Origin of the sequence: Streptomyces sp. NPDC127084 (genome assembly GCF_042724175.1) — a bacterium.
In the GTDB taxonomy this organism is placed as follows: Bacteria; Actinomycetota; Actinomycetes; order Streptomycetales; family Streptomycetaceae; genus Streptomyces.
Genome location: NZ_JBHXFA010000180.1, coordinates 1 through 12,372, shown reverse-complemented (window position 1 = coordinate 12,372; position 12,372 = coordinate 1). Strand labels below are relative to the sequence as shown.

11 protein-coding genes are annotated in these 12,372 nt (G+C 71.0%); 5 read left to right on the top strand and 6 right to left on the bottom strand.

The window, feature by feature from the left end:
• Positions 1-466: 466 nt before the first annotated feature.
• The 5 genes from ACFWI9_RS29325 to ACFWI9_RS29305 are packed head-to-tail and all read right to left on the bottom strand — an operon-like array spanning position 467 to position 5,281.
• On the bottom strand, positions 467-697 hold the full coding sequence (locus tag ACFWI9_RS29325) for a hypothetical protein (RefSeq protein ID WP_387166748.1): 231 nt from the start codon (positions 695-697) through the stop codon (positions 467-469).
• Positions 694-2,274 carry an amidohydrolase gene (locus ACFWI9_RS29320; protein ID WP_387166746.1) on the bottom strand — a complete coding sequence of 527 codons (1,581 nt, stop codon included), beginning with the start codon at positions 2,272-2,274 and terminating at the stop codon, positions 694-696. The genes ACFWI9_RS29325 and ACFWI9_RS29320 overlap by 4 nt, the downstream gene beginning before the upstream one ends.
• 18 nt (positions 2,275-2,292) lie before the next feature.
• Positions 2,293-3,159 (bottom strand): ABC transporter ATP-binding protein, encoded by an 867-nt coding sequence (locus tag ACFWI9_RS29315; protein WP_387166744.1) that lies wholly within the window; start codon positions 3,157-3,159, stop codon positions 2,293-2,295.
• Positions 3,156-4,289, bottom strand: a complete 1,134-nt coding sequence (locus ACFWI9_RS29310; protein WP_387166741.1) for a FecCD family ABC transporter permease — start codon at positions 4,287-4,289, stop codon at positions 3,156-3,158. Before ACFWI9_RS29310 ends, ACFWI9_RS29315 begins: the two co-directional genes overlap by 4 nt.
• Positions 4,286-5,281, bottom strand: coding sequence for a FecCD family ABC transporter permease (locus ACFWI9_RS29305; protein ID WP_387166739.1), 996 nt, complete (start codon positions 5,279-5,281; stop codon positions 4,286-4,288). The genes ACFWI9_RS29310 and ACFWI9_RS29305 overlap by 4 nt, the downstream gene beginning before the upstream one ends.
• Positions 5,282-5,578: 297 nt before the next feature.
• Here ACFWI9_RS29305 and ACFWI9_RS29300 point away from each other — a divergent pair, with 297 nt between their 5' ends.
• Entirely contained in the window at positions 5,579-7,291 is a 1,713-nt protein-coding gene (locus ACFWI9_RS29300; RefSeq protein ID WP_387166736.1) for an ABC transporter transmembrane domain-containing protein, read from the top strand.
• A 62-nt stretch (positions 7,292-7,353) separates the two neighbouring features.
• Complete coding sequence (locus ACFWI9_RS29295) at positions 7,354-9,195, top strand: ABC transporter ATP-binding protein (RefSeq protein ID WP_387166751.1); 1,842 nt, start codon at positions 7,354-7,356, stop codon at positions 9,193-9,195.
• A 195-nt stretch (positions 9,196-9,390) separates the two neighbouring features.
• Here the strand turns inward: ACFWI9_RS29295 and ACFWI9_RS29290 are convergent, their stop codons facing one another.
• Positions 9,391-10,602 (bottom strand): helix-turn-helix transcriptional regulator, encoded by a 1,212-nt coding sequence (locus ACFWI9_RS29290; RefSeq protein WP_387166733.1) that lies wholly within the window; start codon positions 10,600-10,602, stop codon positions 9,391-9,393.
• Between the two features lie 450 nt (positions 10,603-11,052).
• On the opposite strand from ACFWI9_RS29290, the gene ACFWI9_RS29285 reads away from it, so the two are divergent.
• From ACFWI9_RS29285 to ACFWI9_RS29275, 3 genes are all read left to right on the top strand, one after another.
• Positions 11,053-11,325, top strand: a complete 273-nt coding sequence (locus ACFWI9_RS29285; protein WP_387166730.1) for a hypothetical protein — start codon at positions 11,053-11,055, stop codon at positions 11,323-11,325.
• A gap of 20 nt (positions 11,326-11,345) precedes the next feature.
• The gene (locus ACFWI9_RS29280; protein WP_387166727.1) at positions 11,346-11,549 is read left to right on the top strand and encodes a hypothetical protein; all 204 of its coding nucleotides are present in this window, start codon (positions 11,346-11,348) and stop codon (positions 11,547-11,549) included.
• A gap of 226 nt (positions 11,550-11,775) precedes the next feature.
• On the top strand, positions 11,776-11,976 hold the full coding sequence (locus ACFWI9_RS29275; protein WP_387166724.1) for a DUF397 domain-containing protein: 201 nt from the start codon (positions 11,776-11,778) through the stop codon (positions 11,974-11,976).
• The last annotated feature ends 396 nt before the right edge of the window (positions 11,977-12,372 follow it).

The following is a 12,372-nucleotide window of genomic DNA, read 5'->3' as shown; positions in this document are numbered from 1 at the left end:
CAGCCCCGCACGGGCCGCGGGGGGGGGGCCTCCCCAGGCCCGCAAGGGCCGAGGGGGTGGGGCCTCCCCAGGCCCGCAAGGGCCGAGGGGACGCAATCGCAAGGCGGTGGGGGTCCCCCCGCCGCAGGCAGCGCCGGATCGACCTCGTAGTGGGCCTACTCGGTTGATGCGGCAACGCCGCGAGTCGCCGTGCCGGACGTCGTGACGGGGCGAACGTTGCCTGACGCGGCACTAGCCGTGGGCTCGGCACACGAAGTCCTCACTCGCCTTCACGCGGGCCCCCGTCCGGGTCGGCAGGCGCCGGCCGAAGCTCATCGCGGACCAGGCCGCACTCGCCCAACGGCTCTACGACGAGCGGGAGGACCGAACCGCGTACAGGCTCACACGGACCGTCCACGGTCCCGGTTGGGGCGACGCAGGCCACGGCGCCGCCGATGGATCCGTGCCCGCACGTCCGGTGCGGTCGCTACCCGCAAGGGCGACCGGGGTAGGAGTCGCTCTCGGGTGCCCCCGCCGCGCGCATCCGGTGCAGGACCTCCCCGAGGACCGTGTCGTCCACGTAGACCGGAATGTTGAACTGCCTGTCGAAGACGATGTCCTCGCCCGGGCCCGCGTGCCAGATCACCCAGCGCGGCGGTGTCGTCGGAGCCTCCCACAGCATGGAGAACCGTGCCAGGACGTTCATCTGACCGCTCACAGCTTTCCCTCACCCGTCGCCTCGTGTCCGTCGACGAATGTCGCGACTACCTCGATGCCGCCGATCCGGGAGGGACCGACGTGCCGCGGGTCGTCTCCCAGAACGACCAGGTCGGCGCGCTTTCCCGGGGTGAGGCTGCCGGCCGTGTCCTCCCACCGGCAGGCATACGCGCCGGCGGCCGTGTAGGCGCGCAGCGCCTCTTCGACGGTGATCGCCTCGTCCGGCCCGATCGGCCGACCGGAGGCGGAGGCGCGTTCGACCATGAACTGGACGGCCCGCAGCGGGGCCCCGACCGTGACGGGCCGGTCCGAGCTGCCCACGAGTGTCACCCCGTGGTCCAGGAAGCCGCGGCCCCGGTACATCCAGGGCGCCCGTTCCTCGCCCATCACATCGGAGTAGTCGTCCCCGAAGGAGTACAGGAACGTCGGCTGCACGACCGCGCTGACGCCCAGCCGCGCGAAGCGCGGGAGCTGATCGGGGCGGATCAGCCCGGCGTGCTCGATCCGGTGCCGCGCGTCCTGCCGGGGCCGCAGGCGCTGAGCCCGCTCCAGCGCGTCGAGGGCGAGGTCGGCGGCGCGGTCACCGATGGCGTGGACAGCAAGCTGCCAGCCCGCCAGGTGTCCGTCCACGATGAGCTGGGTGAGGCGGTCGGGGTCGTCCTGGAGCTGGCCGCTGTGGTCCATACCCGCGTACGGGGCGGTGAGCGCGGCGGTGCGGGCCATCATGCCGCCGTCGGTGTAGATCTTGAGCGCGCCCAGCGACAGCCAGTCGTCGCCGAAACCGGTGCGCATGCCCAGGTCCAGGGCTCGGGGGATGCCGTCCTCCCGGTGCGCGCTGCGCGGGCGCAGCGTCTCGCCCGCCGCCATGAGCTGGACCCGCAGGGGCAGCCGTCCCTGGTCCCACAGCAGTTGGTAGGCGCCGAGTTCCACCGGGCTGTGGCCGAACAGGGCGCCTCCGATACCCGCCTCGGCGACCGCGGTCACCCCTTCGGCCAGGCAGGTACGGGCCGCCCGCTCCACGGCGTCGGCGAGTTCGGCCTGCCCGAAGGGCAGCCTGAGCTGCCGCGCGGCGGCCATGGCGCTCTCGACCAGGAAGCCGTCCTGGTGGAAGACGTCGGCGGGAAGCAGGTCCAGGACGGCGCTGTTGACGACACATCCGTGGCCTGAGTCGTGCATCAGGAAGACCTTGCGTCCGTGGCTGACCGTGTCCAGTTCGGCGGCGGTCAGATGGCGTCCCAGCCCCCGCTGGTCGTAGCCCATCACGTCGACCCAGGCGCCGTTCCCGCTCTTGCGGGAGACCGCCTCCGCCACGACCGCCAGCACATCCTCGACCCGCTCGCACGGTGCGACGCTCGGGGCGCTCTGCTTCAGTCCGGTCCAGGCCAGGTGGACGTGGCTGTCGATGAACCCCGGCAGCACGGTGGCGCCCTGCAGGTCGATGACCTCGCGGGCAGGGAGGGACGCCACGGCCTCGTCCAGGCCCACGATCCGGCCCCGCCAGATGCCCAGTTCGCGGGCGACCGGGTGGTTCGGGTCCATGGTGAGAAACTTCGCGTTCGTCAGCTTCGTGCACAACATGGGCAGTCCCTACCGTTGCTAGGAAGTCTCGGCCAGCGCTGCGTCGGGGTCGCCTGCCGCGGCGGTTGCGGGCTCGTACTGCTTGGGTGCGGCGGGCACCATCAAGGGAGTGCCGGTCTCGGGGTCGTCGATGATCCGGCAGGGCAGCCCGAAGACGTCCTCCACCAGCCCGGCGGTCATGACGCTGGCCGGCTTGCCCTGAGCCGCGATGGTGCCGCCGGGCCGCATGACGATCAGGTGGGTGGCGTAGCGGCATGCCTGGTTGAGGTCGTGCAGGACCGCGACGACTGTGTGCCCCTTGCGCGCGTGCAGGTCGGCGCACAAGTCCAGCACCTCGACCTGGTGCGCGATGTCGAGGAAGGTGGTGGGCTCGTCCAGCAGCAGGATGGATGTCTGCTGGGCCAAGACCATGGCGAGCCAGACCCGCTGGCGCTGGCCTCCGGAGAGGTCGTCCACGGGCCGGTCCGCGAGTTCGAGGACACCGGTCTGGCGCATCGACTCCGCCACCGCCTGCTCGTCCTCGACAGACCACTGCTTGAGCAGTCGCTGGTGCGGATAGCGGCCGCGGGCCACGAGGTCGCCGACGGTGATGCCGCCGGGAGCGTTGGACGACTGCGGCAGCAGTCCGAGCCGGCGGGCCACTTCACGGGACCGGTACGAGGAGATGGCCTGCCCATCGAGGTAGACCTGGCCGGCCTTCGGCCTGAGCATCCGCGCGAGGGCCTTCAGCAGGGTGGACTTGCCGCAGGCGTTCGGCCCGAGGATCACGGTGAACGAGTGGTCGGGGATGTCGACGCCGAGGGAACTGGCCACCGTGCGCCGGTCGTAGGACAGTGTGAGGTCCTCGGCGCGCAGGCGGGGCGTCGGGGCGTTCGGTCCGGTCATGCACGGCTCTTTCGCGACTCGGTGATCAGTAGCCAGATGAGGTACAGCCCGCCGATGGTCCCGGTCGCCGTTCCCACCGGGAGGAGCGCGGGCGCGAAGAGGCGCTGCACGGCCAGGTCGCTCACGGCGAGCAGCAGGGCGCCCATCACGGCGGAGGACACGAGCCCGGGGGCGGACGAGCGGGTGAGCCCGCGGGCCAGTTGGGGCGCGGCGAGCGCGATGAACAGGATCGGGCCGGTCACCGCGGTGGCGAACGCGGCCAGGGCGACGCTGATGACGAGCAGGGCCGCACGGGTGCGGGCCACGTTGACGCCCAGGGCCGTCGCGATGCCGTCGCCCATCTCCACCATCGACAGGCGGCGGGAGAGGAAGAGGGCGGGCGGGAGCAGGACGAGGACGGCCAGGCCGATGGCGTTCGCGTGGGCCCAGCCGCGGTTGCCCAGGCTTCCCACCAGCCAGGCCTGCGCCTCCAGCGCCTCCTGCCAACTGGCCCGGGTGATCAGGTACGAGTTGAGGGCCAGCAGCAGGGCGCTGACACCGATGCCGACGACGACCAGCCGGAAGCCCTGCAGACCGCGGCCGAGCAGCAGCAGGGAGACGGCCGCGGCGGTGGCCAGACCGCCGGCCAGCGCACCGAGCGCGATCTGCGTCATGCTGCCGTGCCACACGACGATGACCAGCAGGGCGCCGGATGCAGAGCCGTTGGTGAAGCCGATGATGTCGGGCGTGCCGAGCGAGTTGCCGGTCAGGCTCTGCAGGATCGCACCGCTCACCGCGAGGGCCGCGCCGACGCATACGGCGGTCAGCAGCCGTGGCATGCGCAGGGTGTTGACGATGAAGTCGGCGGCTCCGGAGTCCTTTCCGGTGATGGCGCTGACCACCTCTCCGATGGAGAGTTCGAAGTCACCGGTGGTCAGGACGACGCCCATGACCACGACAAGCGCGACGAGCAGGGCGGCGGTGACGGCCGCGGCGCGGCCCTGGAACCGCAGGGACAGTCCGCCGCCACGGGTGCGCGCGACCCTTCCGGTGACGATCCGGGACCGCGGCGGAGCCTGGCGGGCGGCCGGTGCCGCGAGGTCCGGGCGCGGGTCCGGGGCGGGGGCGCCCGTCTCCTGTACGGCACTCACAGCATGACCAGCTTTCGGCGACGGCACAGCGCGATGAACAGCGGGGAGCCGAGGACGGCGGTGACGATGCCGACCTCGATCTCGCCGGGGGCGCCGGCGACCCGGCCGAGGACATCGGCCCCCAGCAGCAGGACGGGCGCGAACAGCATCGAGTACACCAGCACCCACCGCTGGTCGGCGCCCACGACGAAGCGGGCGACGTGCGGTACGACCAGGCCCACGAAACCGATCGGACCTGCCGCGGCCGTCGCCGCGCCGCACAGCAGGATCACGGCGAACAGGCCGAGCGCCCGGGACCGTCCGACGTTCACACCCAGCGCACGGCCCATCTGGTCCCCCAGGCCCAGGGCGTTGAGGGCGGGGGCGAGGCCCAGCGCGAGGAGCACGCCGACGACGACGAACGGCAGGACGACAAGCACGACGTCCATGTTCCGGCCTGCCAGCGCCCCGGCCGTCCAGAACCGGAACTGGTTGAAGGCACGCGGGTTCAGCAGCAGTACGGCGTAGTTGAGGGCGAAGAGCACGGCCGTCACGGCCGCTCCGGCGACCACCAGCCGCTCCGGTGTCGCCAGGGAGCGCCCGAAGGAGCCGAGTACGTAGACGAGTACGGACGCCAGCGCCGCACCGAGGAAGGCGAACCAGACGTAGCCGAGGACACTGCCCACGCCGAGGAAGGCTATGGCCACGACCACTCCGCTGGAAGCGCCGAGGCTCACCCCGAGCAGGCCTGGGTCGGCGAGCGGGTTGCGGGTCAGCGACTGCATCAGCGCGCCGGACAACCCGAGGGCCATGCCGACGAGGAGCCCGAGGAGGGTCCGGGGGATCCGGTAGTCATGGATGATGACCGAGGCTTCGGACCCGTCGGGCCGCCACAGAAGGGTCCAGGTCGCACTGAAGGGGATGCCCCGGGTGCCCACCCACACGCTGAGCAGTCCGAGGAGGACGAGTGCGGCCAGGGTGAGGAGGATGCCCGTGCCACGGAGCACGATCACGGACCGGCGGCTCCCCGGCGCGACCGGGGCATCGGCCCCGCTCCCGGATTCCGCCCGGGCTTCGACCGACAACGACAACTCCCCCTGGCGGTAACGCGTGTGAGTGCATGTCAGGAAACGCGAAGGAATGGCAGCCGGACCCGACTTAGGTGAGGCTAACCGAATGACCAGCGCACGGTCAATGCGAGGGACCGCCGGTCGAAGCGGGTGCGCGCGTGCACACCGGCAGCCCCGCCGGGCAGTGCCTGATTAAGATAGCCTCACCTAACTTTTTGCTCATGTTGACGGAGGTGCCGGATGCCCCTGGGGGGACCGACCGAGGGAGGGCACACGGGGGCCCGTGTCCTCCGGAGCACAATCAGGGCCCAGCGCCGGCGCATTGCCGGAGCCTCGCTCCTCGGCATGGGGCACCAGGCCTGCGAGGCCCTCGTCCCCGTCGTCATCGGCGTGATCATCGACAGGGCCGTGGTCACCGGCGACGTCGGCCCGCTCCTGCGCTGGCTGCTCGTGCTCGCCGTCCTCTTCCTCGTGCTGTCCACGTGCTACCGCACCGCCGCCCGCATCACCGACGGCGCCGGCGAACACGCGGCACACGGGCTGCGCCTTGCCATCGGCACCCGGGTGCTCGACCCCCGTGGCGGGGCCGACGCCGGCCGGCTTCCCGGTGCGCTGACGGCCGTGGCCACCGGTGACGCCACCCGGGTCGGAGCAGTCGCGGCAGCCGTGCCGTACGCGGTGTCCGCGCTCACCGGCCTGACCGTCAGCGCGGTCATGCTGCTCCGTGTCTCGGTACCGCTCGGCCTGCTCGTCCTGCTCGGTGTCCCGCCCCTGCTCTGGCTGGGCCACCGGATCAGCCAGCCCCTCGAACAGCGCAGTGAGATCGAACAGGAACGCGCCGCACACGCCTCCGGCGTCGCAGCCGACCTCGTCGCGGGCCTGCGGGTCCTCAAGGGCATCGGGGCGGAGGCGGCCGCCCTCTCCCGCTACCGGCGCACCAGCCAGGACTCCCTGGCCGCGGCACTGCGGGCCGCCCGCAGCCGGGCCTGGCACGACGGCGCGAGCCTCGCCCTCACGGGCGTCTTCATCGCGGTCATCGGGCTCGTGGGAGCCCACCTGGCGATGAACGGCACGATCAGCGTGGGCGAACTGGTGGCCGCCGTCGGACTCGCCCAGTACCTGCTCGGCCCCTTCCAGCTACTCACCTATGTCAACGGCGAGTTCGCGCTGGGCCGCGCCTCCGCCGACCGGATCGCCGAAGTGCTCTCCTCGCCCCCCGCCGTGGCGGCCGGCGCGGCAGTGCCGACCGGTCCGGTCGCCGGGCGGGTCCGGCTGCGCGGGCTCGGCCACGGCGCCCTGCGCGGAGTCGACGTCGACATCGCGGCCGGCTCCGTCATCGGCGTCGTCGCGAAGGACCCGGCGGTCGCGCACGACCTGCTGCTCTGCCTCGGCCGGGAACTCGATCCCGACGAGGGCGCCGTCGAACTCGACGGCGTCCCCCTGACCGAACTGGACCCCGTCAGCGTCCGCCGCGCGATCCTGGTCGCCCACCACGACGCCGCCCTGTTCGAGACCAGCCTGCTCGACAACGTGCGGGCCGGTACGGACGCTGACGAGGATGCCCTCGCCCCGGCACTCTCCGCGGCGGCCGCCGACGACGTCGCACGCACCCTGCCCGACGGCACGGCCACCGTCCTCACCGAGCGCGGCCGCTCCCTCTCCGGCGGCCAGCGCCAGCGCGTGGCGCTGGCCCGGGCGCTCGCCGCCGATCCCCCGGTGCTCGTCGTCCATGACCCGACCACGGCCGTCGACACGGTCACCGAGTCCCGCATCGCGTCGCGCCTGCGCGCACTCCGGGACGGCCGTACGACGATCCTGGTCACCACCAGCCCGGCTCTGCTCGCCGCGACCGACCGCGTGGTGATGCTCGACGGCGGCGCGGTGGCCGCCGAGGGCCACCACGGCGAACTCGTCGCCGCTCACGAGGCGTACCGCTCGGCGGTGCTGGCATGACGGACACGAAGAACCGCCGCCCGGTGGGCGAGGGCCCTGACGCGCACGACGAAGGACGCGAGATGAGCGGAACCCCTGCGGGCAAGGCCGGCGCACTCGATGCCGCCCGCGAGCTGCTGCCCACCGCGACCGGTGCCCAGACCTTCGCCGCCGTCGGCGCGCTGCTGCGGCGGCACCGGCTCCTTGCCGCGCTGGCGCTCGGTGTACTGGTCACCGGGACAGGCATCGGCCTGCTGACCGCCCCCCTGCTCGGCCGCCTCGTCGACCTGGTCGTCGCACAGCGCGGCACGGCCGCGCTGACCCTGCCGATGGTGCTGCTCGTGGCGGTCGCCGTGGCCCGGGGAGTGGCGAGCGCGATCGGCCACTCCCTGGTGGCCCGCCTCGGTGAGATCATCCTCGCGGACCTGCGCGAGCGGTTCGTCGGACGGGCTCTGCGTCTGCCTCTCGACCGTGTCGAGCAGGCCGGATCGGGCGACCTGACCTCCCGCGTCACCGGCGATGTCACCATCATCGCGAAGGCGGTACGGGTGGCCCTGCCCGAGTTCGCCGCCGCCCTCCTCACCATCGTGCTGACGCTGGGCGGTCTCGCGGTGCTGGACTGGCGCTTCCTGGTCGCCGTACTGCTGGCCGTACCGGTGCACATTCTGACGGTCCGCTGGTACATCCCGCGTGCCGCCTCCGTGTATGCCCGGCACCGGGTGGCGGGCGGCGCCCTCCAGCACCAGCTCCTCGACAGCGTCGGCGGCGTCCGCACCGTACGCGCGTTCCGGCTGACCGGGGTTCACGCGCGGTCGCTGGAGCAGCGGTCCGGGGAGGCCGTCGACCTCGCCCTGCGAGGGATACGGCTGGTCTCCGGCTTCTTCTCCCGGCTCAACGCGGGTGAGTTCATCGGGCTCGCGGCGGTCCTGGTGACGGGCTTCCTGCTGGTGGAGGACGGGTCGGTGAGCATCGGCACGGCGACCGCGGCGGCCCTGTACTTCCACGGCCTCTTCAATCCCATCAACGCCGCGCTCTTCCTCATCGACGACGCCCAGTCGGCGGGGGCGAGTCTGGCCCGCCTGGTGGGCGTGTCGAACCTGCCGGCAGAGCCCGAGTCCACGTCAGGAAACGTGCCGGCGCCGGTGGACGGGTCGGTCAAGGTCTCCGCGCTCCGCCACGCATACGTCGACGGCCACCCGGTCCTCAGCGATGTGGACCTGGAGGTCCGCGGCGGCGAACGGGTGGCTCTGGTGGGCGCGAGCGGTGCCGGGAAGACCACCCTCGCGAAGCTGCTCGCGGGCGTCCACGAGGCAGCAGGCGGTTCGATCGTCATCGGTGGGATCTCCACCCGGGACCTCGGCCCGGCCGGGGTCCGGCGCGCCGTCACACTGGTCAGCCAGGAGGTGCACGTCTTCGCGGGCCCCCTGGCCGAGGACCTGAGGCTGGCCCGGCCGCAGGCCACGGACGAGGAACTGCGGGCCGCGCTGGCGCGGGTGGACGCCCTCGACTGGGTCGAGGCACTCCCCGAAGGGCTCGCCACCGTGGTGGGCGAGGGCGGCCACCGCCTCACCGTGACCCAGGCCCAGCATCTGGCCCTGGCGCGGCTGGTCCTGGCGGACCCGCCGATCGCCATCCTGGACGAGGCCACCGCCGACGCCGGCAGTGCCGGGGCCCGCGTCCTTGAGTCGGCCGCGGTCCGCGCGCTGGAAGGCCGTACGGGCCTGATGGTGGCGCACCGTCTGCCCCAGGCCGCCACCGCCGACCGCGTCGTCGTCCTCGACGGCGGCCGGGTCGTGGAGACCGGCACGCACGAGGAACTCGTCGCGGCGGAGGGCCGTTACGCCGCCCTCTGGGCGGCCTGGTCGGACAGCCGCCGTGAGCCGTCGCTGCCCGCGCAGCGCGGGCCCGTGGACGACCCGGCGTAGGGCGAAGGCGCGGTCCCCTACGGTGCACGATGCCGCTCGGCGCGGGTGCCCCACCTTTGGTGCGGCACCGACGCCGGGCGGCATTGTCGTTTCCCCGATGTTCGCTTCTCGCTCGCCACCTCGCCGTGCCGGACGTGGGCACCGGCCCGGTAGATGACCTGTGCGCGCTTTCACAGGCTCACCATCACCGCCGTCTCATGCTGCCTCATCCAGGACTGCCCGCACTTCCGGTACGTCCTTGTACTCGTCAAGTTTGTGAAGGATGACTCGTACGCGTTCCGCTGTGCGTTCGCTCGCAACCTCTGCGGAAAGGGAGATAACACGCTCTGCTGTTGCTGCCGCTTCCTCCGGCTCGTTGGCGTCAGCGAGCGCTACGGCAAGCCACGAGAGGTACAGTGCAAGTTCCCGAGTGTGCGTTGCATCGTATCTGTTGAGCACTTCCCGGAGGACTGGCACGGCGCGTAAAGGCTTCTTCAGCTCCGTATAGACGCGTGACTCCATGACTTGCAGTTCCCCAGGCTCGACCCAGTACAGATATTGGGGAGACTCTCTAGCCTCACTGTCCTCTGCGAGTGCTTCCGACGCTTCACCCAGGGCGCGCATCGCCGGTTGCGCTTCAAGGGCCTGAGTGTGCGCCCAGGCGATTCGATCGAGATAGAGAGCACGTGCTTTTGGAGGCGCGTCGTTGCCTGCCGCCGCCAACGCGGCCTGGGCTAGCGACAGCCCTTCTCGCTCCTTGCCCGTGTTGCTGTACTGATACGCGAGTGAACCGGCGAGATTTCCGACGAGAGTTCCATCATCCGCTTGCCGTGCGGCGCTCATGCCGAGTTGGTAGATACGTTTTGCTTCCTCATGACGCCCAGCGTCTGAGGCGATCCATCCCGCGATCTGCGCGAGCTCACCAATCTGCACGAGGAGGGCGCGGCCGATTTCTTCTGTATGACTTCCTTCGCGATACAGCTTGACTGCGGACCGCATCTCTCTAAGCGCTGGCCCGATCAGGTCGCCACCCGCTAGAAAGTCATCGGCGAGACGCAAGCCGTGCACACGTCCGGCGAGATCTGTCACGTCAGCGGAACCAATTCGGCGCCCTTGTCTTACCTTCAACGGCGCCAGTGGGTCAGCATCCGGCAAGAAGTCCGCCACCGTAATCGGGACATTTTCCTGGGCACCTGTAGTGGCTGCGTGCTCCAGCTCAGTCGCAGGCACATCGAGAGCGACAGCGATGAAGGGCAGCCACTCGCGTGGAGTGCGCTTCCCCTTCTCATACCGATAGATGTCCTGCCTGGTGAGGGAACCGGTCGGTAAACCAGCCGCGCGGCATGCGTCTACGGCCAGCCGCGCCTGACTCCAGCCTTTGGCTTGCCGTAGACGCCGGATCATGTGGGCCGCTGTCTCTCCGCGCATGTCTCAAGTCTGGCCTACACGCGGCCTACACCGGGCCGCTAGGCACAGATCAATCCGAGCGGCAGCGTGGTTCGGCGCAAGGACCCCGGCGACGGAGGTAAGCCGTCCCGGGGCGTGGCCGACGCTTCGAAGGAGCGACGACGTGACAGACCATATCCGCCACGCACTCGATTGGGTGACAGCAATCCTCATCGGGCCGCGCACACCCGGCAGGCATCGGGCTCAGACGCCCCAGGCTGACGCCCAGGCTCTTGCCCCGCTCTTTCCCGACGTCTGGGGCGCCCGGCTGGTCGCAGCGCGCACGCTCCGCGGGAAGCGCGCCCCGCTCGTGGCCTTGCTTCCGGAGCCTCGCGCACAGTGGTTCCCGCCTGCCTCCTGGGAGCGGCCCCTGACACTGGTTCGGCCGTACGTGCTCGCCAGCCTGGGCGAGGAATGGCGGGGGGCACGGCCATGAGCGGACCAGAGGACACCAAGGCGCCGGAAGTCGGCACGCTCGCCCGCGACCTGGAGAGCGACCGCGTAGGCGTCGTGATGGCCTGCACGCTCGCGAACGTGTGGCTCCGCCCCCAGGGGGGCGGACGGGAATGGTCCGTGTCTGTCGAGCGCGTGGAGCCCGTCTCCGAGAGCGCCGAGACCGCCGAGACCGCCGAGACCGCCGAGACCGCCGAAAGGATCCACGCCGAGTTGGCCTACGTCAACCGCCTCAGCAGGGAGAGATTGTGACCCGGTCCGTCATCCGATTCGTGAACCACACCATCCTGCATCTGCCGGACGGAGGAGTCACGTTCGAGGCGTTCTGCACGGCTCCCTACTGCGGAGAGGATTCCGGCCCGCACGACAACCAGGAAGCCTCGCAGGACTGGTGTCTACGCCATACCGGCCGCACGGGTCATGACGTCTTCCGCCGCGTCGTGACCGACCATGCCCGCGTGACACGTGACGAGTAGGCGCCCAGCCGCCGCAGGACCAGCACCAAACCCGATGGCTGCCGTTCCGGGCAACGGGCAGCACCGGGCGCCGTGAGCGCCCCACAAAACGCCCATGCCGGTGTACTCCCCGTCTGTCTCGGCATGGGCTGCTCCCCTCAACTGCCAATCCTCATTGTGCGGTTGAGGGGTGCGGCACCAACGGCGCGGGGACCGAATCCCCGCACCACAAGGAAGGGACTTGGCCATGGGCACAGTGCCCGAATTCGAGTTCATCGGCACCCAGGCTTGCCGAGACGCACGCGTCAACAACTGCCCCCAGGTGGCAAGGAACGTGCCGGGCATCGTGGCGTTGCGCGACTCCGAGCAGCCAGACACCATTGTCACGATGACCGAGGACGGATGGGCGAACCTCACCGCAGCCATCCGCGCCGGAGAGTTCGACTAGGCGCATGAGGTAGGACCGCATGGAGGAGTGCCCGCGCTGCGGCACAGGGAGTCCCGTCGACCCAGAGAACGGGCTGCCCTGGTGCGCGCGGTGCGGGCATTTCTTCGCACTCACGGAGCCTGCGTGCCGTGGCCTGTGGTGGTGGCGCAACGCTGCCACCCGCACCCCCGCCCAGCCACGCAAACACTGACGTTCGGGGGCGTTTGCGGTTGCGCCGCAGGCGAAGTGGCTGTTGTCGGCGAAGACGTGGCCGGGTCGATGGTCTGGCCCACGTCGCTCGGCGATCTCTCGGCAGATACTTTCCCGCCGGTCGGCGCCGGTCTGGTCGTCATCGTCAGCCTGGGATGTTCGAGGACGGCTCCCGCCCCTTCAACGCCGCCGCCCGCGGAGAGGAGC